General features: G+C 70.8%; 20 protein-coding genes. 10 read left to right on the plus strand and 10 right to left on the minus strand.

All coding sequences use genetic code 11. The features are described 5' to 3' along the window. Positions 1-97 precede the first annotated feature (97 nt). Positions 98-1,060, plus strand: a complete 963-nt coding sequence (locus ACIP4Z_RS06875) for a pirin family protein (protein ID WP_355339584.1) — start codon at positions 98-100, stop codon at positions 1,058-1,060. On the opposite strand, the gene ACIP4Z_RS06880 is transcribed toward ACIP4Z_RS06875, so the two are convergent. The 4 genes from ACIP4Z_RS06880 to ACIP4Z_RS06895 are packed head-to-tail and all read right to left on the minus strand — an operon-like array spanning position 1,057 to position 3,879. Continuing rightward, a complete protein-coding gene (locus ACIP4Z_RS06880) occupies positions 1,057-1,377 on the minus strand; it encodes a hypothetical protein (RefSeq protein WP_401305573.1) in 321 nt (106 codons plus the stop codon). The genes ACIP4Z_RS06875 and ACIP4Z_RS06880 overlap by 4 nt on opposite strands. Positions 1,378-1,415: 38 nt before the next feature. Continuing rightward, a complete protein-coding gene (locus ACIP4Z_RS06885; protein WP_355339590.1) occupies positions 1,416-2,972 on the minus strand; it encodes a glycosyltransferase in 1,557 nt (518 codons plus the stop codon). After that, positions 2,969-3,355, minus strand: coding sequence for a tail fiber domain-containing protein (locus ACIP4Z_RS06890; RefSeq protein WP_401305575.1), 387 nt, complete (start codon positions 3,353-3,355; stop codon positions 2,969-2,971). Before ACIP4Z_RS06890 ends, ACIP4Z_RS06885 begins: the two co-directional genes overlap by 4 nt. 2 nt (positions 3,356-3,357) lie before the next feature. Then, positions 3,358-3,879, minus strand: coding sequence for a hypothetical protein (locus ACIP4Z_RS06895; protein ID WP_355339595.1), 522 nt, complete (start codon positions 3,877-3,879; stop codon positions 3,358-3,360). A 183-nt stretch (positions 3,880-4,062) separates the two neighbouring features. Between ACIP4Z_RS06895 and ACIP4Z_RS06900 the strand changes: the two genes are divergently transcribed. After that, positions 4,063-4,233 carry a hypothetical protein gene (locus tag ACIP4Z_RS06900; RefSeq protein WP_355339598.1) on the plus strand — a complete coding sequence of 57 codons (171 nt, stop codon included), beginning with the start codon at positions 4,063-4,065 and terminating at the stop codon, positions 4,231-4,233. Positions 4,234-4,287: 54 nt separating this feature from the next. Here ACIP4Z_RS06900 and ACIP4Z_RS06905 read toward each other — a convergent pair whose 3' ends face one another. Together ACIP4Z_RS06905 and ACIP4Z_RS06910 are read right to left on the minus strand one after the other, a co-directional pair. Beyond that, the gene (locus ACIP4Z_RS06905; protein WP_391121693.1) at positions 4,288-4,479 is read right to left on the minus strand and encodes a hypothetical protein; all 192 of its coding nucleotides are present in this window, start codon (positions 4,477-4,479) and stop codon (positions 4,288-4,290) included. A gap of 12 nt (positions 4,480-4,491) precedes the next feature. Further along, positions 4,492-5,343, minus strand: coding sequence for a Scr1 family TA system antitoxin-like transcriptional regulator (locus ACIP4Z_RS06910; RefSeq protein ID WP_391158644.1), 852 nt, complete (start codon positions 5,341-5,343; stop codon positions 4,492-4,494). A 215-nt stretch (positions 5,344-5,558) separates the two neighbouring features. On the opposite strand from ACIP4Z_RS06910, the gene ACIP4Z_RS06915 reads away from it, so the two are divergent. Then, the gene (locus ACIP4Z_RS06915) at positions 5,559-6,011 is read left to right on the plus strand and encodes an ATP-binding protein (RefSeq protein ID WP_391041866.1); all 453 of its coding nucleotides are present in this window, start codon (positions 5,559-5,561) and stop codon (positions 6,009-6,011) included. On the opposite strand, the gene ACIP4Z_RS06920 is transcribed toward ACIP4Z_RS06915, so the two are convergent. Then, a complete protein-coding gene (locus tag ACIP4Z_RS06920; RefSeq protein ID WP_355339612.1) occupies positions 5,959-7,164 on the minus strand; it encodes an acyltransferase in 1,206 nt (401 codons plus the stop codon). The two genes, ACIP4Z_RS06915 and ACIP4Z_RS06920, sit on opposite strands and share 53 nt — an antisense overlap. 222 nt (positions 7,165-7,386) lie before the next feature. Then, the gene (locus tag ACIP4Z_RS06925) at positions 7,387-9,504 is read right to left on the minus strand and encodes a SpoIIE family protein phosphatase (protein ID WP_355339615.1); all 2,118 of its coding nucleotides are present in this window, start codon (positions 9,502-9,504) and stop codon (positions 7,387-7,389) included. Positions 9,505-9,665: 161 nt separating this feature from the next. Here ACIP4Z_RS06925 and aspS point away from each other — a divergent pair, with 161 nt between their 5' ends. The 4 genes from aspS (at position 9,666) to ACIP4Z_RS06945 (ending at position 13,694) form a co-directional block, all read left to right on the plus strand. After that, positions 9,666-11,444, plus strand: coding sequence for an aspartate--tRNA ligase (aspS, locus tag ACIP4Z_RS06930; protein WP_355339618.1), 1,779 nt, complete (start codon positions 9,666-9,668; stop codon positions 11,442-11,444). A gap of 81 nt (positions 11,445-11,525) precedes the next feature. Further along, the gene (locus tag ACIP4Z_RS06935) at positions 11,526-12,041 is read left to right on the plus strand and encodes a SigE family RNA polymerase sigma factor (protein WP_355339621.1); all 516 of its coding nucleotides are present in this window, start codon (positions 11,526-11,528) and stop codon (positions 12,039-12,041) included. After that, the gene (locus ACIP4Z_RS06940; RefSeq protein ID WP_401305580.1) at positions 12,031-12,855 is read left to right on the plus strand and encodes a hypothetical protein; all 825 of its coding nucleotides are present in this window, start codon (positions 12,031-12,033) and stop codon (positions 12,853-12,855) included. Before ACIP4Z_RS06935 ends, ACIP4Z_RS06940 begins: the two co-directional genes overlap by 11 nt. A gap of 29 nt (positions 12,856-12,884) precedes the next feature. After that, positions 12,885-13,694, plus strand: a complete 810-nt coding sequence (locus ACIP4Z_RS06945; protein ID WP_355339627.1) for a L,D-transpeptidase family protein — start codon at positions 12,885-12,887, stop codon at positions 13,692-13,694. Positions 13,695-13,725: 31 nt separating this feature from the next. Here ACIP4Z_RS06945 and metG read toward each other — a convergent pair whose 3' ends face one another. Then, positions 13,726-15,459, minus strand: a complete 1,734-nt coding sequence (metG, locus tag ACIP4Z_RS06950) for a methionine--tRNA ligase (RefSeq protein WP_355339630.1) — start codon at positions 15,457-15,459, stop codon at positions 13,726-13,728. Between the two features lie 256 nt (positions 15,460-15,715). On the opposite strand from metG, the gene ACIP4Z_RS06955 reads away from it, so the two are divergent. Then, a complete protein-coding gene (locus tag ACIP4Z_RS06955; RefSeq protein WP_355339633.1) occupies positions 15,716-15,952 on the plus strand; it encodes a DUF397 domain-containing protein in 237 nt (78 codons plus the stop codon). A 39-nt stretch (positions 15,953-15,991) separates the two neighbouring features. Here the strand turns inward: ACIP4Z_RS06955 and ACIP4Z_RS06960 are convergent, their stop codons facing one another. After that, positions 15,992-16,468 (minus strand): ATP-binding protein, encoded by a 477-nt coding sequence (locus ACIP4Z_RS06960; RefSeq protein ID WP_355339636.1) that lies wholly within the window; start codon positions 16,466-16,468, stop codon positions 15,992-15,994. 181 nt (positions 16,469-16,649) lie between these two features. Between ACIP4Z_RS06960 and ACIP4Z_RS06965 the strand changes: the two genes are divergently transcribed. Together ACIP4Z_RS06965 and ACIP4Z_RS06970 are read left to right on the plus strand one after the other, a co-directional pair. After that, entirely contained in the window at positions 16,650-17,516 is an 867-nt protein-coding gene (locus ACIP4Z_RS06965; RefSeq protein WP_355339639.1) for a helix-turn-helix transcriptional regulator, read from the plus strand. A gap of 376 nt (positions 17,517-17,892) precedes the next feature. Next, on the plus strand, positions 17,893-19,356 hold the full coding sequence (locus tag ACIP4Z_RS06970; RefSeq protein WP_391041857.1) for an LCP family protein: 1,464 nt from the start codon (positions 17,893-17,895) through the stop codon (positions 19,354-19,356). Positions 19,357-19,592: the final 236 nt, after the last annotated feature.

Consider the following 19,592-nt stretch of genomic DNA (forward strand, 5'->3'; position numbering starts at 1 on the left):
TCGATCTTCCCCTCCGGTGAGTGCTGGAATAGTCACGCCTTGCGAGATGTTCAGTGTTCAACTACTTTGGAACCGGAGCATCCCGAAGGAGGCAGTCATGCCCGCCGTGACCGTAGAGAACCCGCTGACCCTGCCGCGTGTGAGCGCGCCCGACGACGCCCAGCCCCGCAAGGCGCTACAGGTGTCCACCGCCCCGAGCGGTTTCGAGGGGGAGGGCTTCCCCGTGCGCCGCGCCTTCGCGGGCATCGACTACCGCAACCTCGACCCGTTCATCATGATGGACCAGATGGGTGAGGTGGAGTACGCGCCGGGAGAGCCCAAGGGCACCCCCTGGCACCCGCACCGCGGCTTCGAGACCGTCACGTACATCATGGACGGCACCTTCATCCACCAGGACTCGCACGGCGGTGGCGGCACGATCACCAACGGCGACACCCAGTGGATGACCGCCGGGTCCGGCCTGCTGCACATCGAGACCCCGCCGGAGTCGCTGGTCACCAGCGGCGGCCTCTTCCACGGCCTCCAGCTCTGGGTGAACCTGCCGAAGGCCGACAAGATGATGCCGCCCAAGTACCAGGACATCCGGGCGGGCGGCCTGAAGCTGCTCACCTCCGGTGACGGCGGCGCGCTGATCCGGCTGATCGCCGGTGACCTCGCGGGCCACGAGGGCCCCGGCGCCACCCACACCCCGATCACGATGATCCACGTCTCGGTGAACCCCGGCGCCTCGGTGACCCTGCCCTGGCGCGCCGACTTCAACGCCCTCGCCTACGGCCTCGCCGGCCGCGGCTTCGCGGGCCCCGACGCCCGCCCCTTCCGTATGGGCCAGGCCGTCGTCTTCGGCAAGGGAGACTCCCTCACCATCCGCGCGGACGAGACCCAGGAGTCCCGCTCGCCCAACTTCGAGGTCGTCCTGCTCGGCGGCCTCCCGATCCGCGAGCCGATGATGCAGTACGGCCCCTTCGTCATGAACACCCACGCCGAACTGGCCCAGGCGTTCGACGACTTCCAGGCCGGCCGCCTGGGCACCATCCCGGCCGACACGGTCCTCGGCCGCTAGCCGGTCCGCCCCGGCGGCCCGGACGGTGCGCCGGGCCGCGCGCCGGGCGGTGTTTCGAGGGGTGTGTCGAGCAGGCCCGCGGCGGTCAGCTCGCCGAGCGCCAGCCGGACGGCCGCGGTGTCGGCCGGGGGCCGGACGCGCGCGACGGCCGCGGTGAGGTCGGTGAGCGTGCGGGTGCCGTCCGCGAGGAGGTAGACCGCGGCGGACTGCGGGCCGAGAAGGTGTCCCTGCTCGGCCCGCTCGTCGTAGACGGCCAGGCGGCCGTCCGCGAGGGACTTGACGCGCAGCCCGTCACGGCGGGCCTGGGGCGAGTTCACCGGGCGGGCGCTCCTTCGGGTGCCTTCGCGGGGACGGTTCAGAGGGCGAACTGGTCGCGCAGGTCCTCCGCCACCAGGTGGATCTGGTCGGTCTGGGCGGCGACGACGGGGACGGTCCGGTAGCAGTCGGGCCGGTCCCAGGCGGCGAGGTACTGGTCGATCGCGGTGTGGCGCCGGATCCAGGCGGTCATGCCGTCGACGGTGTCGGGGAGTTCGTCGAGCAGGTCGGTGAAGACATCGCGGTGGTACGCGATGGCGTGGGCGGTGGTGATCCCGGTGACGGGCTCGATGTGTCCGCAGTTCTCCGCGCGCGGGAAGGTCCGGCCCCAGTCGGCGCCGCCGAGGTAGAGCAACGACCAGGGCCGTGAACCGAGTTCGGCCAGGGCGCGGCGCAGGACCCACGTGGTGCCGTGCAGGAAGACCGCGTCGTCCTCCAGGACCAGCAGGGACTCCAGGCCGTCAATGTGGGCCTGCTGGATGGCCCGGCGGTGGGAGAGGGCGCAGCCGATGTGGTGGTTGACGGGGGTCGCCGTGGCCGACAGGCGGTGGACGCGCGCGGCGGGGATCTCCAGCGCGCCGAGCCGCCGTCGCACGGTCTCCCAGCGGTCGGGCCGGTCGTCGAGGTTGATGCAGGTGATGCCGTCGAAGGCGGTGAAGGGGCTGCGCGTCTCGGTCCGGTAGTCGGCCAGGCCCTGGCGGACGGCTGTTTCGCCCAGGATCGAGGTGAAGTGGCCGACGGCCTCGTCGGCGCTCTGGCCGAGTTCGTCGAAGCCGATCAGGTAGTTGCGCAGGCGCTGGTACCAGTCCTGGGTGATGTGGCCGGGGCGCGGCGCGTCGAAGCGGTGCGTCCAGCGCAGGGCGGGCAGGCACAAGGTGGTGTGGCCGGAGCGGCGGAACTTCTCGTGCAGGTGGCCCTCTTCGCCGCCGTGGCCGGTGAAGGCGGGGTTGAGCCCTGGCCAGGCTTTCGTCCGGCAGGCGAACAGGCCGAGGCCCTGCATCCCGATCTCGAAGGCGGGAGCGTCGGGGTCGGTGCCGCGCGGGTCGGTGGCCCAGACCCCGTACATGAACCGTTCCCAGCGCGGTTCCCAGTGGGTGGACACCGTGTGCCCGTCGGTGGAGACAAGGGGTCCCTGGAGCAGGTCGCCGCTGTCGGGGTGCTCGTCGATATGGTCCAGCAGGGCGGCCAGCGCCCCGGGCAGCAGCTGGACGTGGGAGTCCACGCACAGCACCCAGTCCGAGACGGCCTCGCGGAAGATCCGGTCGCGGGCGGCGGTGCCCACGCGGCGGTCGTAGGGGACGTAACGCAGTTGGGGGATCTGCTGCTCCAGGCGCTTGAGCGCCCAGGCGTGCGGCCCGGAGGGGTGGTTGTCGACGACCAGGACGCTGACCCGGTCCATCGCCTCCGCGTGGTAGAGCAGCAGGCTCATGACGGTGAAGTACACGCCGTCGTAGTCGTCGTAGGTCGCCATGCCCACGGTGAGGGTGCGCGGTTCCTGTTCGGGTCCCGGGGCGGGGCGCTGACGGAAGCGGTCGGCGGGGGCCGCCACCAACTCGCGCAGGGCCGCCAGGCCCGCCTCGTCCGCGGGCTCGCTCATCGGCCCGACCGTGCGTGCTGCGCGGTGATCTCGCGCAGGCCGCGCACTTCGGCGGTCAGTTCGTCGATGCGCCGGTTCAGGGCCTGGATGCAGACCATGGCGACGCCGTTGGCGTCGACGAGCGGGATCACGCTGGTGTTGGCGTGCTGGAAGTCGAAGGCGGCGTGCCAGTCCTGGGACATCGGACCGATGTGGCGTACGTGCTCCGGCTCCCAGAGGTAGCGCCAGGTGCTGACCGGCAGGGCCGCGACGGTCGCCAGCACGTGGTAGCCGTTGACGGCTCCCGTCGAGGTGACCTCGGCGGAAGCGGTCGTTACGGCGGCGTCCGCTGCTGGTGTGGCTGCTACCGGTGTGGCCGCGCCGGAACGGCGGAAAGGCCACACGCTCAGCGGCTCCAGTCGACCGGGACGACGGCGCACTTCAGCCCGCGGTCGCTGCTGGCGGCCATGGTGCAGTCCGTGCCGATGGTGATCGCCGCGTGCGCCGAGGCGGGGGCGTGGATGCCGTCGCCGACCAGCACGGCGGTGTAGCCGTTGAGCAGTTCCTGGACGGTGCCGGGGCCGAAGTTCTCCGAGGCGCTGATGGCGGCGACGCCCTGGTAGTTGGTGTACGCCGAGCCCAGCGCGCGGCCGTTGCTGGTGGAGAACTGGACCAGCGCGCCCGCCAGCGGCCGGCCGGTGACCGCGTCGGTCGCCGTGGCCGAGATGTTCTCCAACTGCATCTGCGTGACGTTCAGCGATCCCTGGGTGGCCGACAGGTTGGCCGGCGACAGACTGGGACAGTCGGTGGTGCCGCAGATCGGCGGCTGGGCCACGGCAGGCGCGGCCGACGCGACGATGGCGCCGAGCGACAGCGTGCTCACGGCGACCGCCGCGAGTCCGGCGAACCTGGTTCCTGAGACCTTCATGTCTTCTCCGACGGGTGCTGCGGCGACGGTTGGTCCGGGTCATTCGACCCCAACGGCCCATCCGCCGCTCTCCACCCATCGGTACATAGGGGACGACGATCGCATTTTTCGCCCCATCGAGTGACCCCTCCGCCCCGACCTACGTTCGCCCCCTGGTCCGCCTGTACGAGAAGGGTGTCGCCGGTGCCGGAGGAGTGGCTGACCAGCAGGGCCTCGCCGTCGAAGGGCTCCGCGAAGACGGCCGACCGGCTCTCGCTCGACCGGGACGCCCTCACGAGCGAGAACACCACGGCCGTCTACGCCCGTTACGGCATCGACCTGGCGGGCAGCCCCGAACTGCGGGTCGTGACCTGACCCGACGGTGACGGCCGACGGCCGTCGGGGGCTCCTGGACCGCGAGTGGCCGGCCTACAGCAGGTGGTCGGCCTTGCCGGCCTTGATGTCGGTGATCAGGGTGCGGAGGGCTTCGCGGGTGTCGGTGAGGTATTCGTCCTCGCGGCCGTTGACGGCTATGTAGCCATTGCCGTCGGCGTCGGTGCCGAGGCGGAAGCAGTTGCTTGCGTCTTGGCAGAAGGGGGCTTCCCAGGTGATGTCGGGCACGGGGGGACTCTCCTAGAGCTGGGACGTGATGGAGTGCACGAGGTCGCGCGTCTTTTCGGGCGGAAGGGCTATGCGTTGCATCTCGTCGAGGTGCAGTCGGTACTTGCACAAGTGCGCCTCGGTGTGCAGGAATTCGCCGACCGTGGCGCGGTCCAGCAGGGCCGTGTCCAAGCGGGCGACCTGGCCGCGGGCGTAGAGGATGGACTGGCCCGAGCCGGGAAAGGCGCCGGCGGAGAACGGGATGGCCTGGACCGTGACGTTGTCGCGTTCGGCGGCGGTCATCAGGTGGTTGAGCTGGTCGCGCAGGACCGCGCGCCCGCCCACCTCGGTACGGAGGACACCCTCGTGGACGACGAGTTCGTACGCCGGGGCGTCCTGCCGGTCGATCGCCTCGTGGCGTTGGACGCGGTGGGCGACCCTGGCCTCGTACTCGGCCGGGGGCAACGCCGGGATGGCGGCGTCGAAGAGGGCGCGGGCGTAAGCCTCGGTCTGGAACTGGCCGGGCATGTGGGTCATCGTGCTGACGCGCAAGCCCTGGGCGTGCCACTCCAGTTCGGCGATGTCGAGGAAGGTCGACGGCAGGACGTCCTCGTACGCCTCCCACCAGCCGCGCACGCGGTCGCCGCACATCGCCACCAGCGCGTCGATCAGCGCTTGGTCGGTGCACTCGTAGACGAAGGCGATCCGGCGCACCCGTTCGGGACTCGTCCCGTGCCGACCGGCCTCGGTGCTGGAGATGACGGTCCGCTTCGTGTCCAGCAGGGCGGCCGCCTGCTCGGTGGACAGTCCCGCGTCCTCCCGTAGCTTGCGGAGCTCCGCACCCAGACGCTGCTGGCGTGCTGTCGGGTTGCTTCTCGGCGGCATGGGCTCCCTCCCCTCCGTGGCCCAGTCTGCCTTGCGGTGAGAAGCCCGGTCCAACGGGTCATCGGCGAATAGGTAGCACACGTACCCCCGATGCCCTACCGTAGTAGCGCGCAGCTACGCACAACTACGTCGGAAGCGCACCGCGAGTGACGGCGGCATGCCACCGGCGAACCCTCAAGACGCCACAAGACCCCTTCGACGCAACGGAGTTCGTCATGCCTGAAATCCCCCGCTTACCAGCACTCTGGCGCTTCCCGGCGCGGCCGGAGTCCGTGCGCCGGGCGCGGCACGCCGTCGCGGAGGCGCTCCCTCGTGGAGTGGAGCCCCAACTGGCCGCGGATCTGGGGCTGGTGACCAGTGAGCTGGTCACGAACGCCGTGCGGCACGGGGACCGGTGCGAGGAGGACGCGGTCATCGAGCTGGTGCTGTGGCCCGCCGACGGGCACTACTGGGTGGCGGTGTCCGACGGCGGGCCGGAGAAGCCGGAGCTGGCCGAGGCCGGGCCGGAGAGCGAGGGCGGAAGGGGGTTGGTGCTCATCGACGCCCTCGCCGAGGTCTGGGGAGTCGTGCCGCGCCCGGTGCGCGGGAAGTCGGTGGTCGCCGGGCTCAGCGACGTCAGCCGGTCGAGGCCGGGCGGGGTTCGGACAGGCGGTTGGCCTGGTGGGTGAGCGCGCGGCGCAGGATCGGCGTCAGGGGGCGTTCGACCAGGCGGTAGATGAGGTAGGCGAGCAGCAGCATCGAGCCGATCGCGAGGGCGAGCACGCCGTAGTTCGGTATGCCGGTGTGGGCCTTCAGCTTCTCGATGACGAGCGTGCCCAGGATCTCGTGCACCAGGTAGAAGGGGTACGTCAGGGCGCCCGCCGTGGTCAGCCAGCGCCAGTCGACGTCGGCGACGCGGCGCACGAGCGTCACCGCGGCGATGGCGGCGAAGCCCGCGGCGACCAGGGCGATGACGACGGTCGGCGAGCGGTGGAAGGTGACGGCCACACCGGGCTTGGGGACGAGGCCCAGGACCGCGTAGTGCTGGCCGAGCAGGAAGCCGGTCGCGACGACGCCCCAGGTCAGCAGGTCGTGGCCGAAGCGGCGCAGCAGGTAGAGGCCGATGCCGCCGATGAAGAAGGGCGCGTACTCGGGCATCAGGGCCAGCTTGAGGAACTCCTGGCCGGAGGAGTCCGCGTACAGGGCGCCGATCGTCCACAGGGCGCAGAAGGCCAGGACGCGCTTGCGGGTGGCGCCGCGCCACAGGACGGTGACGGCGAAGAGCACGTAGAAGCGCATCTCGGCCCACAGCGTCCAGGACACGCCCAGGACGCGCTCGGAGCCCGCCGGGGTCTGGAGCATCGTGAAGTTGGTGAGCAGGTCGGTGCGCGAGACGGTCTTGTAGCCGAGGACGAACAGGACGACGGTCACCAGGATCAGCGCCGCCCAGTAGGCCGGGTACAGGCGGCTGATCCGGGAGATCGCGAACGCCTTGACGCTGCGGCCCCAGCCGCTCATGCAGATCACGAAGCCGCTGATGATGAAGAAGAACTGCACGCCCAGCGGTCCGTACGCGGCGGCGTGCGACAGGTGCGGGAAGATCTCCAGCGGCTGTCCGCGCCAGGCTCCGCTGCCCCGGAAGGCCAGGTGGTAGATCGCCACCATGAGCGCGGCCACCAGCCGCAGCCCGTCCAGCGCCCGCAACCGGCCCTTCCCGCCGCCACGCGGTGCCGGTGCGGCGGACGCCGCCGGTACGTGGCCGGGCGACGTCGGGTCGCCGGGCGCGGTCGGGTCGCCGGGCGACGTCGGATCGTCCGTGGGTGCGGGGAGTTTCAGGCTCATCCCAGTGCTGCCTTTTCGCCGGCGTGAGTGTCAGGGCGCGCGGTCGGCCGTACGATCGCCCGTCACGTAGGCGTTCAGGCTAGGTGGAGGCACCGGCCCCACGGGGCGTTGGAGCGGGCCCAACCGCTCTGTGCGACCAGTGTTTTCCTCCGTTTCACGGCCGGTTCACACGACCGTGACGGATTCGCGTCCGCGGCCGACCCCGCCCCCCCCGCCGGGCGGTCACCCGATCGACGGGCTCGTCGCCTCGTACAGCTCGAACCAGATGGACTTGCCGTCGCCGCGCGGGTCGACGCCCCAGGCGTCGGCGAGCTCCTCGATGAGCATCAGGCCGCGGCCGGAGGAGGCCATCTCGCCGGGGGAGCGGCGGTGCGGCATGTCGTCGGAGCGGTCGCCGACCTCGACGTGGAGGCGGCGGGTGCCGGGCATGCCGGTGACCATGGCGGTCAGTACGGCGTCCTCGTCGGTGTGCACCAGCACGTTGGTGACCAGTTCGGAGACGAGCAGGACGGCGGACTCGACCTGGTCGGCCGAGGTCCAGTCGTGCAGCAGGGCGCGGATGTCGTCGCGGGTGGCGCGGATGCGGCCCGGGTCGGTCTGCGAGACGGTCAGCACCGCGCGGCGGACCGGGACCGCGCAGGTCGGGCCGTCGGGGTCGCGGCGCAGCAGGACCAGCGCGATGTCGTCCTCGCGGCGGTCGGCCAGCGGCCCGGTGGTGTGGTGGGAGGCGGGCCCGTGCACCGCGCGGATCAGGGAGTCGGCCAGCTCCTCCAGATCGCCCGCGGGCCCGGCCTCCAGCACATCGCGCAGCCGCTGCCAGCCGGTCTCCAGGTCGTGGCCGCCGGTCTCGATCAGGCCGTCGGTGCACAGCAGCAGCACCTCGCCGGGCTCCAGGACCAGCCGGGTCGTCGGGTAGTCGGTGTCCGGCTCGATGCCCAGCGGCAGGCCGCCCGCCGTACGCCGGACGATCGTCGTACCGTCGCCGAGCCGGATCGCGGGCTCCGGGTGCCCGGCGCGCACCACGTCGAGCGTGCCGGTCAGCGGGTCGGCCTCCAGATAGAGGCAGGTCGCGAAGCGTACGTCGGCGGACTCGTCGGCGCTCAGCCCCTCGTGCAGGCCGTCGCGCAGCCCGTCCGCCGGCCCGTCGGGGAGCCCGTCGTGCAGCCCGGCCAGAAAGCGGGAGGTGCGCGAGAGCACCGCGTCCGGGTGGTGGCCCTCGGCCGCGTAGGCGCGCAGCGCGATCCGCAGCTGGCCCATGATCCCCGCGGCCCGTACGTCATGGCCCTGGACGTCGCCGATGACGATCGCGGTACGGCCCGACGGCAGCCCGATCACGTCGTACCAGTCGCCGCCGACCTGGAGGCCGCCGCCGGTCGGCACGTACCGGGCGGCCACCGCCATGCCCTCGATGCCGGGCCTGCGCGCGGGCAGCATCGTGCGCTGGAGGCCGTCGGTCAGGGCGCGCTCCGACTCGTGCAGATGCGCGCGGGACAGCGCCTGCGCGAGCATCCGGGCCACCGTGGTGAGCACCGAGCGCTCGTCGGGCGTGAAGGCCACCGGGTCGCGGAAGGCCGCCATCCAGGCGCCGATCGTGGACCCGGCCACGACCAGCGGGAGATACGCCCAGGAGGAGCGGCCGAACGGTTTCACCAGCGGCCAGGTGACCGGGAAGCGGTCCTCGTACGCGGCCGGCGACGGCAGATAGACCGCCTGGCCGGTACGGACCACCAGCGCGGCCGGGTAGTCGGTGTCCAGCGGCATGTCGAGGAAGGGGTCCTCGGTGCCCGCCGCCTGCCCGTGGTGCCCGATCACCGACAGCCGGTCGCCGTCCGTGCCGAAGACGGCGAGGCCGTCGGGTGAGAAACCCGGCATCGACAAGGTGGCCGCCACCCGCAGCACCTCGGCGGTGGAGTCGGCCTCGGCCAGCGCGCGCCCCGCGTCCAGTAGGAACGCCTCCCTGGCCCGCCGCCAGCCGCCGCCCGCCTGCGCCGCCGCCCGTGAGGGGCCGCCGCGCACCTCGTGCAGCGTGCCCGCCATCACCGTGCCCTGCGGGCGCACCCTGGCCCGTACCGTCCGCAGGGTCGCGCCGTCGTCGCCCACCACCCGCACCAGCGCCTCGGCGACCGTGCCCTCCGAGTAGGCCAGCGAGACCGCGCCGGCCAGCGACACGTAATCGGCGGCGTGCAGGCACGCCCGAACGGCGGACGTCCGGTGCTCGGCCGGGCCGCCGGACAGCCCGAGCAGGCGCGCGGCGCGGGCGTCGACCGTCACGGTGCCGGTGGCCTCGTGCCACTGCCACAGCCCGGTACCGACTGCGGCCAGGACGTCCTCGGTGCGCATTGTGTCAGTTTATGAGAATTGGGGCGTTATGGCCCAGTAGGGCGGCCTTCGTGGCCTTACGCCCCACCGAATCCGGAGTGAGGCCGGTGTGCGGGCGCCGGTAAGCTGTGCTGGGCCGCTGGCCCGGCCACCCACCCAACATCCAGCGTCGAGGACGAATGATGCACCGGTACCGGTCCCACACCTGCGGCGAGCTGCGCGCCACCGACGTCGACACCGACGTCCGCCTGTCCGGCTGGCTGCACAATCGCCGCGACCTGGGCGGCATCCTCTTCGTCGACCTGCGCGACCACTACGGCTTCACCCAGCTCGTCGTCCGCCCCGGCTCCCCGGTGTACGACCAGCTCAGCGGCCAGTCCAAGGAGTCCGTCGTCCGCGTCGACGGCCGCGTCCTGGCCCGCTCCGCGGAGAACGTCAACCCGGAGCTGCCGACCGGCGAGGTCGAGGTCGACGTGACCGCCCTGGAGGTGCTGGGCGCGGCCGACCCGCTGCCCTTCCCGGTCTTCCCCGAGGACAACGCGAACGAGGAGATGCGGCTCACCAACCGCTTCCTCGACCTGCGCCGCCAGCGCATGCACCGCAACATCATGCTGCGCACCCAGGTCATCTCCTTCCTGCGCCGCGAGATGACCGCGCTCGGCTTCAACGAGATGGCCACCCCGATCCTGTCGGCCACCTCCCCCGAGGGCGCCCGTGACTTCCTGGTGCCCTCCCGCGTGCACGCCGGGAAGTTCTACGCGCTGCCGCAGGCCCCGCAGCAGTTCAAGCAGCTCCTGATGATCTCCGGCTTCGACCGCTACTTCCAGATCGCGCCCTGCTTCCGCGACGAGGACTCGCGCGCCGACCGCTCGCCCGGCGAGTTCTACCAGCTCGACGTCGAGATGAGCTTCGTCGAGCAGGAGGACGTCTTCGGCGTCATCGAGAAGGTCATGACCGACCTCTTCACCGAGCTGGGCGGCGGACGCACGGTCACCTCGCCGTTCCCGCGCATCCCCTTCCGCGAGTCGATGCTCAAGTACGGCAACGACAAGCCGGACCTGCGCACCACGCTCGAACTGGTCGACGTCTCCGACGTGTTCGCCGGGAGCGGCTTCAAGGCGTTCGCCGGCAAGCACGTACGCGCGCTGGCCGTGCCCGACACCGCCGAGCAGCCGCGCAAGTTCTTCGACCAGCTCGGCGAGTACGCGGTCTCGCTCGGCGCCAAGGGCCTGGCCTGGGTCCGGGTCGGCGACGGCAACGCGTTGACCGGCCCGATCGCCAAATTCCTCACCCCCGAGGACGTCACCGCGCTGCTCGCCGCCGTCGGCGCGAAGCCCGGCACCGCGATCTTCTTCGGCGCCGGTGAGTTCGACGAGGTCTCCAAGATCATGGGCCCGGTCCGGGTCGAGGCCGCCAAGCGCACCGGCCAGTTCGAGGAGAACGTCTTCCGCTTCTGCTGGATCGTCGACTTCCCGATGTTCGAGCGCAACGAGGACACCGGGGCCGTGGAGTTCTCGCACAACCCCTTCTCCATGCCGCAGGGCGGCCTCGAAGCCCTCAACACCAAGGACCCGCTGGACATCCTGGCCTGGCAGTACGACATCGTCTGCAACGGCATCGAGCTGTCCTCCGGAGCCATCCGTAACCACGAACCCGCCGTCATGTACCGCGCGTTCGAGATCGCGGGCTACACCCGCGAGACGGTGGAGGCCGAGTTCGGCGGCATGCTCCGCGCCTTCCACTTCGGCGCGCCGCCGCACGGTGGCATCGCGCCGGGCGTCGACCGTATGGTCATGCTCCTCGCCGATGAGCCCAACATCCGCGAGACGATCGCGTTTCCGCTCAACCAGAACGCCCAGGACCTGCTCATGGGCGCGCCCTCCGAGGTCGAGGAGGCGCGGCTGCGCGAGCTCCACATCCAGCTCCGCCCTTCGGCAGGGCGCCCTTCCGCGGGGCGCTAGGACGGCGTCTCGGGAGGGGTGAGCCGGGGGGCAACCCCGGAGGCGGGTCACCGCGTTGAAGGGGTGTGGAGAGGAACAACGGTGTCGCACCCCGGTTTCGAGGAGTTCGTGGCGGCCCGCGGCCCCAGACTGCTGCGGGTCGCGTGGCTGCTGACCGGCGACCCGCACCTCGCAGAGGACCTGCTCCAGACGGTGCTGGCCAGGGTGTGGCCGAAGTGGCACCGGATCGCGGGCGACAGCCCGGAGGCGTACGTACGCAAGGCGCTGGTGCACACCCACGCCTCGTGGTGGCGGCGGCGCTGGCGCGGCGAGGTGCCGCACGGCGAGCTGCCCGACCGCCCGCAGCCGGCGGACCCGTACGGGGACGTGGACCTGGAGCAGGCGCTGGCCGCGGCGATACGGGAACTGCCGGTACGCCAGCGCGCGGTGGTCGTGCTGCGCTACTTCGAGGACCTGAGCGTGGCCGACACCGCGGATGTCCTCGGCTGCACGGAGGGCACCGTCAAGAGCCAGGCGTCCAAGGCGCTGCGGGCGCTGCGCGGACGGCTGCCCGAAGCGGTCGACACGGGCGTCGGAGGTGAACACCATGCCGGATGAGCGTTTCGCGGAGGACGAGCTGCGCGACCTGCTGGAGCGCGCGGTGCCCCAACTGCCCGCACCCGTACAGCGGTTGGAGCGGGTCAAGGAGCGTGCGCTGCGCCGTCGCAGGCGCCGCGCGGTCGGGATGTCCGCCGCCGTCGTGGTGGCGGTCGCGGCGGCCGGGACGGTGCTGCCCGGTCTCGGCGGCGCGGCGAGCGCCCCGGCGCCGCCCGCCGTCGTCACCTCGCTCGCGCCGCCCGCGTCCGGCAGCGGCGGCCCGACGGCGAGCGCTCCGACGGCGACCGGCCCGGTGGACAGCGGTCCGAGCCCGACCCCGAGCCCCGGACAGACCACCCGCGCGACCGAGTCGGCGTCCGCCGCGTCGGCGGCGGTCACGTACCACTTCCCCGAACTGGCCGGTCTCGACCTGCGGTTGCCGCCCGGCTGGACGACGGTCGTCGCGCCCAAGACGGGTGACGTCTTCGCCTCCTCGCAGGCGCTCGGCCTGCCCACCGACGGCTGCGTCAAGCCGCTGGACGGCTTCTGCACCCCGCTGGTCCGCACCCTGACCCGCGGCGGGGCGCTGATGATGCTGACGCTCCGGCACAGCAAGACGACGGTGGACAAGCTCAACGCCGACGGCCACCCGGTGACCTCGTCCGTCGTCGTCAGCGCCTGCCGGGCGGTCGGCGGCACCGCGCAGACCAAGGCCCTGCTCACCGACGCGTCCGGCTCCGACGTCCTGATCGAGGTCTCGGTGTGCCTGGCCGACGCCACCGACGCGCAGCAGTCCCAGATCAACGACGCGCTGAAGAACGCCGTCTTCTCGTGAAGGCTCCCGTGAAAGGCCCCCGCCACGTCATGCGCACAACCCGCCGCCCCCGCCGTCTCCTGGCCGCCGCCGTCCTGACCGCGCTGGCCGCCGCCCCGCTGATGTCCGGCTGCGTGGCCGGTGGCACGGGCGTGCGGGCGTCGAAGGTCGGCGACGAGGGGCCGCTGAGCACGGTGGTGAGCGGTCCCGCGGGCCGGGCGGGCAGGTCCGCGCCCGAGCCGGTGCGCACGACACCCGCGCCGCCCGCCCAACTGCCGGGCCTCGGGCCGAAGACGCGCTCGCAGATCCCCGCCGACGCGCGGCAGGCCGTCCTGGTCACCGGCGCGGGCCCCGACTCGCCGGACGCGAAGGTCACCTTCTACACCCGCGAGAACACGGCCGGTTGGCGGCCGTCGGGTCCGGTGTGGGCCGCGCACAACGCGCTGCGCGGCTGGACCGACACGCACCGCACCGGCGATCTGCGCTCACCGATCGGCGTCTTCGGCCTCACCGACGCGGGCGGCCACCTCCCCGACCCCGGCACCGAACTCCCCTACGACCACGCGCCGATCGGCTTCAGCGTCTCCGGCACCGGCTTCAGGGGCGAGCCGCTGGCGGGCTCCTTCGACTACGTCATCGCCATCAACTACAACCACCTGCCCGGCACGTCACCGCGCGACTGGACGCGTCCGCTGGGCGCCTCGCGCGGCGGCGGCATCTGGCTGCACGTGGACCACGGCGGCCCGACCCAGGGCTGTGTCTCGCTGCCGCAGCAGGCCATGCGGACGCTGCTGCGCACCCTGGACCCGAAGCTGCACCCGGTGGTGGTGATGGGCGACGGGGCCGCGCTGGCGCGCTGAACGGCCGTACGCACGGCCCCGATCGCGTTCCTCAGGCGGCCGGTGCGTCCGGGTCGCCGCCGAACCGCTCGATGTACGACGCCAGGTCCTCGTCGGAGATCTTCGCGAAGAGCACCGGCGGCACCGTGAAGGGGGTGCCCGCGGGCACCGAGTCCAGCGCGCGGGCCTCGTCGGCGGTGACCCAGCGGGCGTCGTCGGCGGGCAGCGCGAAGGCGGCCCGCATGGCGGCGGCCGAGGCCGGGATGAACGGCTCGGACACCACCGCGTAGAGGTGGATGAGATTCATCGCGGTACGCAGCGTGAGCGCGGCGCCGTCCTGGTCGGTCTTGATCTCCATCCAGGGGGCCTTCTCCTCCAGGTAGGAGTTGCCCGCACTCCACAGCGCCCGCAACGACTGCGCGGCCTTGCGGAATTGCAGCGTCTCCATGTGGCCCTCGTATTCGGCGAGCAGCGCGGCGATCTGCTCGCCGAGCTTCGCCTCGGCGGCGCCGGCCGCCGAACCCGCGGGCACTTCGTCGCCGAATCGCTTGCGCGAGAAGGACAGGACGCGGTTGACGAAATTGCCGAGGGTGTCGGCGAGGTCCTTGTTGACGCCCGCCGCGAACAGCTCCCAGGTGAAGGAGGTGTCGTCGGACTCCGGCGCGTTCGCGATGAGGAAGTAGCGCCAGTAGTCGGCGGGCAGCAACTCGAGGGCGGCGTCGGTGAAGACACCGCGGCGCTGCGAGGTGGAGAACTTGCCGCCGTAGTAGTTCAGCCAGTTGAAAGCCTTGACGTAGTCGACCTTCTTCCACGGTTCACGGGTGCCCAGTTGGGTCGCCGGGAACATCACGGTGTGGAAGGGCACATTGTCCTTGGCCATGAACTCGGTGTAACGGACCGTGTCGTCGGCCTCGTACCACCACGACTTCCAGTCCCGTACTTCACCCTCGGACGCGGCGTCGGCCCACTCCTTGGTGGAACCGATGTACTCGATGGGTGCGTCGAACCAGACGTAGAACACCTTTCCGTCCGCGGCCAGCTCCGGCCAGGTGTCGGCCGGTACGGGAACGCCCCAATCCAGGTCACGGGTGATCGCCCGGTCCTGGAGTCCCTCGGTGAGCCATTTCCGCGCGATGGACGAGGCCAGGGTGGGCCAGTCGGCGCCGTTCGCGTCGATCCACGCCTCGACCTCGCCGGCGAGCTTGGACTGGAGGAGGAACAGGTGCTTGGTCTCGCGGACCTCCAGCGCGCTGCTGCCGCTGATCGCGGAGCGCGCGTCGATGAGGTCGGTCGGGTCGAGCACCCGCGTGCAGTTCTCGCACTGGTCGCCGCGGGCCTTGTCGTACCCGCAGTACGGGCACGTGCCGACGATGTAGCGGTCGGGCAGGAAGCGTTCGTCGGCGAGCGAGTAGACCTGCCGGACGGCCCGCTCCTCGATGAAGCCGTTCTCGTTGAGCCTGCGCGCGAAGTGCTGGGTGATGTCGCGATTCTCCGCCGAGGAGCTGCGGCCGAAGTGGTCGAAGGACAGCTCGAAGCCGTCGTAGATCGCCTTCTGCGCGAGGTGTGCCTGGCCGCAGAAGACGTCGACCGGCAGGCCCGCCTCCTTGGCGGCCAGCTCGGCGGGGGTGCCGTGCTCGTCGGTGGCGCAGATGTAGAGGACGTCGTGGCCGCGCTGCCGCAGATACCGCGAGTAGACGTCGGCCGGGAGCATGGACCCCACCATGTTGCCCAGATGCTTGATCCCGTTGATATAGGGGAGGGCTGAGGTGATGAGGTGACGCGCCATTGCGGGCTGCTCCCAATTCGTTGCGGGGAGTGAGTAATTCCTCTACGGACGGTCAATATCGTATCGGACGACCGGGGGGCATCCGCCGCCCCTTTTCCGGGTAGCCGGGCTGTGAAGGGCTGTGAACAGCCCCGGGGGGTCGAGCCCTGAAGATCACAGCGAGTGACTGCACGTGCACATGCACGTGCACATGCACGTGCCTGCCCAACGAGTTATGATCTGCCGTACCAGACATGGCACTTATGGGGAGTGGCTGATGCGCCGGACGCACAACGGAATGGCTGCAGAAGACCTACGTGGAGTGGTCTGGCAGAAGAGCCGTCACAGTAATGCCAATGGAACGTGCGTCGAGTTCGCCGCCCTGCCCGACGGCGAGGTCGCCGTACGGAATTCGCGCTTCCCCGAGGGACCGGCGCTGATATACACACGTGCGGAGATCGAATCGATGATCATCGGCGTGAAAGCCGGTGAATTCGACCACCTGGTCCCGTAATGCGCCGGTTGCGCCGCGACCCGCGTGGAACCGGCGGAACTAACAGGGTCCGCCCGGTGTGAGAAAAAGCGCCCAGACGACCTTTCCCGTGCCGCTCAGCGGGTGCCATCCCCAGTTCTCGCTGAACGAGTCCACCAGATGAAGTCCGCGGCCGGTCTCGGCCACGAAATCAGGGTCCTTGGCGACGGGCGCCACCCCGCTGGGGTCACGCACCGCACACACCACGCGCGAGGTCCAGCGCACCAGGCTCAGCCGTACCGGGGCGCCGGGCGCGCCGATCGGCACCGCGTACCGCAGCGCGTTGGTCACCAGCTCGGACGCGACCAGTTCGACCGAGTCGCGGAGCGTGGACAGATCCCATCGTTGGAGCGTCGCGCGCGTGAAGTGACGTGCCTCACCCACTGACTCCAGGGCGGCGGGCAGCTCACAGGTGGCTCCGTTACCCGAGGCCACGCGCTCAGGCGCGAGCACTCCCTGCCATAACGGCTCCAGCACGGCGACTGCCTCTGCCTTCATACGTGCCCCCGGGGTATCTGCACGTCCACCATGCTCATGGATCAGCACCCTCCGATGCAAGAGCGTCTGCACGTGCATCTGCAAGGAATTGATGCACGTGTCGGTGGAGAGTGACCGAACGGGTACACCGCGCAGTCCGTTAGTGGCAGACTGCTGATGAACCAAGGGCGGAGCGTGACCTATGAGCGCAGGGCAGCCGGGAGGCGGGTCCATCGTGCGACGAATGCTGCTCGGAGCGCAGCTGCGGCGGCTGCGTGAGTCCAAGGGCATCACCCGCGAGCTGGCGGGCTACTCGATCCGGGCCTCCGAATCGAAGATCAGCCGCATGGAGCTGGGAAGAGTCAGTTTCAAGGAGCGTGACGTCGCCGATCTGCTGACCCTCTACGAGGTCACGGACGAAGCCGAGCGGGCGGCCATGCTGGGCCTGGTCCGCGAGGCCAACGCGGCCGGCTGGTGGCACGGATACGGCGAGGTCATGCCGACGTGGTTCCAGACGTACGTGGGCCTGGAGGAGTCGGCCGCGCTGATCCGCACCTTCGAAGTGCAGTTCGTGCACGGCCTGTTGCAGACCGAGGACTACATAAGATCGGTGATCCGGCTTGGTCACCCCGAGGCAGCCGTGCCCTGGGTGGAAAGACGAGTCGGTCTACGCCTGGAGCGGCAAAAGCTTCTCGTCTCCGAGCAGGCGCCCCACTTCGTCGCCGTCATGGACGAGGGCGCGCTGCGCCGTCCGTTCGGCGGCCGGCAGGTGATGATCGACCAGGTGCGGCACATCCTGGAAGCCGCCGAGCGGCCCAACGTCGACGTCCGCATCCTGCCGTTCGCCACGGGCGGGCACGCGGCGGGCGGCGGCGCCTTCACGCTGCTGAGCTTCCCGGAGTCCGATCTGCCGGACCTGGTCTACCTGGAGCAGCTCACCGGGGCGCTCTACATCGACAAGCCCGACGAAGTGGTCGAGTACCAGAAGGCGATGAACGCGCTGAGTGATGTCGCGCTGACGCCCACCGCTTCCCTGGACTGGCTGAACTCCTTCCAGCGCGAACTGTGAGCCGTGCGCCCGGGGCCGACTTCCGCCGATGACGGCGGGAGCCGGCCCTTCGTGTGCGCCCCGCGCCCTTCGCGTGCACCCCGGGCCTTTGCGTGCGCCCCGGCCCTTTGCGTGCGCCCCGAGCCCTTCGCGTGCGTCCCGGCCCTTCGCGTGCGCGCCGCGCCACGGACAGCCGCGGATGCGGAGCTTCCGCTCCCGATTCCGTCACCCTCCCCGCATTGACGATTACCGAAATGCGCACCACGTACAGTGTCTCGCCGGGCAATTCCCCCGAGGCGGAGCCGGTGTGACGCGCGTCATACGAGCGGGATGGTTCAAGTGGTAAACGTTGGGGCTTCGTCGTGTGCGTGCGAGCCACCGGACTGAAGGTGTGGGAATGGGCGTTCGTGGGCGCAAGCGAGAACCCAAGCGCAGTCGCAAGCGCTGGATCATCGCGATATCCGTCGCCTTCGTGGTGCTGCTGGCCGGCGGCGCCGGCGCGATCTACCTGAAGCTCAACGCCAATATCTCGACGTTCGACTCGGCGGGGCTGAGCAAGAACCGGCCCAAGGCCGGGCCCGCGGACGCCAACGGCCACACCGCCGTCAACGTCCTGCTGATCGGCTCCGACACCCGCTCCGGCGCGAACGGCAAGCTCGGCGGCTCCGCCTCCGGCGACATCGGCCGCTCGGACACCACGATCCTGCTGCACGTCTACCCCGACCACAAACACGCGGTGGGCATCTCCGTACCGCGTGACTCGATGGTCGACATACCCCCGTGCCTGCTGCCCGACGGCAAGTGGTCGCCGGACCAGCCCAGGGCGCAGTTCAACTCGGCGTTCTCGATGGGCGACACGGCCAAGGGCAATCCGGCGTGTACGCAGAACACCATCGAGAAGCTGTCCGGGCTGCGCGTGGACCACACCATGGTGGTCGACTTCGAGGGCTTCGCGTCCATGACCTCCGCCGTGCACGGCGTCGAGGTCTGCGTGCCGAACAAGATCTACCAGGGGGACATGAACCCCAACCGCGGCAGCAAGGGCAAGGTCGTCCTCGACGCGGGCATGCAGAACCTCCAGGGCCAGCAGGCACTGGACTACGTCCGCGTACGGCACGGGGTCGGCGACAACTCCGACGTCGGCCGCATGCTGCGGCAGCAGGCGTTCCTGTCCGCCCTGATCGCCAAGATCAAGGGGCAGGGCATGAACCCGACGACGCTGCTGCCGCTGGCCGACGCCGCCACCAAGTCGCTCACCGTGGACCCGGGGCTCGGCAGCGCCACCAAGCTGATGTCCTTCGGGCTGTCGCTGAAGAACATCGACCTCAAGAACATCCAGTTCATCACCGCGCCGTGGAAGTACGACGGGCCGCGCATCGACCTCGTCCACCCCGACGTGGACGACCTCTTCGCGGAGCTGCGGGCCAACCGGACCCTGGAAGGCGTCGACGCCTCGGGCAAGCCGAAGTCGACGGCCTCCCCGACGCCCGCCGCCACGGTCGACGGCACCGGCGTCTCGGTCGGCGTCTTCAACGGCACCACCGTGGACGGGCTCGGCGGCAAGGCCGCCGACAAGCTCAAGGGCTCCGGCTACACCGTCACCGGGACCTCCACCGCCAAGTCCCAGGACCACGCCACCACCCGTATCGAGTACGGGCCCGCCGACAAGGCGCACGCCACCGAGCTCGCCAAGCTCTTTCCCGGCGCGGAGCTCGCTCCGCTCGCCATCTCGGGCATCAATCTCGTCGTCGGCCAGGATTTCGCCTCGGCGGCGAGCAAGCCGAAGCCGTTGCCGACCAATCTCACGCAGCAGGCTCGCGCCGCGGACACCGACCCCTGCAAAAAACTCTCCTACGGCTAGCCCCCCGCCGGGGCCCTCCCGGCCAGGGCCCTCTTCCAGAGGCCCGACCCCAGGGCGGTTCCTTTGCGCTGGGCGGCACGCCGATTTTTTGGGGCGCGGGCCTGGGCGGTTCTTCTGCTGGGGCGGCAGCCACGCGTTTTTTGGGGGCGCGGTCCCTGGGCGGTTTCCTTGCGCTGGTCGGCACGCCGATTTTTTAGGGGCGCGGCCCTGGGCGGTTCTTCTGCCGGGGCGGCAGC

Origin of the sequence: Streptomyces sp. NPDC088910 (assembly GCF_044749865.1) — a bacterium.
Taxonomy (GTDB): Bacteria; Actinomycetota; Actinomycetes; order Streptomycetales; family Streptomycetaceae; genus Actinacidiphila.

Bases quoted from the DNA above. Each gene is read 5' to 3' on its own strand.
- ACIP4Z_RS06875 (WP_355339584.1), top strand. From the start codon at position 98: ATGCCCGCCGTGACCGTAGAGAACCCGCTGACCCTGCCGCGTGTGAGC.
- ACIP4Z_RS06885 (WP_355339590.1), bottom strand. From the start codon at position 2,972: ATGAGCGAGCCCGCGGACGAGGCGGGCCTGGCGGCCCTGCGCGAGTTG.
- ACIP4Z_RS06895 (WP_355339595.1), bottom strand. From the start codon at position 3,879: ATGAAGGTCTCAGGAACCAGGTTCGCCGGACTCGCGGCGGTCGCCGTG.
- ACIP4Z_RS06910 (WP_391158644.1), bottom strand. From the start codon at position 5,343: ATGCCGCCGAGAAGCAACCCGACAGCACGCCAGCAGCGTCTGGGTGCG.
- ACIP4Z_RS06915 (WP_391041866.1), top strand. From the start codon at position 5,559: ATGCCTGAAATCCCCCGCTTACCAGCACTCTGGCGCTTCCCGGCGCGG.
- ACIP4Z_RS06920 (WP_355339612.1), bottom strand. From the start codon at position 7,164: ATGAGCCTGAAACTCCCCGCACCCACGGACGATCCGACGTCGCCCGGC.
- ACIP4Z_RS06925 (WP_355339615.1), bottom strand. From the start codon at position 9,504: ATGCGCACCGAGGACGTCCTGGCCGCAGTCGGTACCGGGCTGTGGCAG.
- aspS (WP_355339618.1), top strand. From the start codon at position 9,666: ATGCACCGGTACCGGTCCCACACCTGCGGCGAGCTGCGCGCCACCGAC.
- ACIP4Z_RS06940 (WP_401305580.1), top strand. From the start codon at position 12,031: ATGCCGGATGAGCGTTTCGCGGAGGACGAGCTGCGCGACCTGCTGGAG.
- ACIP4Z_RS06945 (WP_355339627.1), top strand. From the start codon at position 12,885: ATGCGCACAACCCGCCGCCCCCGCCGTCTCCTGGCCGCCGCCGTCCTG.
- metG (WP_355339630.1), bottom strand. From the start codon at position 15,459: ATGGCGCGTCACCTCATCACCTCAGCCCTCCCCTATATCAACGGGATC.
- ACIP4Z_RS06955 (WP_355339633.1), top strand. From the start codon at position 15,716: ATGCGCCGGACGCACAACGGAATGGCTGCAGAAGACCTACGTGGAGTG.
- ACIP4Z_RS06960 (WP_355339636.1), bottom strand. From the start codon at position 16,468: ATGAAGGCAGAGGCAGTCGCCGTGCTGGAGCCGTTATGGCAGGGAGTG.
- ACIP4Z_RS06965 (WP_355339639.1), top strand. From the start codon at position 16,650: ATGAGCGCAGGGCAGCCGGGAGGCGGGTCCATCGTGCGACGAATGCTG.
- ACIP4Z_RS06970 (WP_391041857.1), top strand. From the start codon at position 17,893: ATGGGCGTTCGTGGGCGCAAGCGAGAACCCAAGCGCAGTCGCAAGCGC.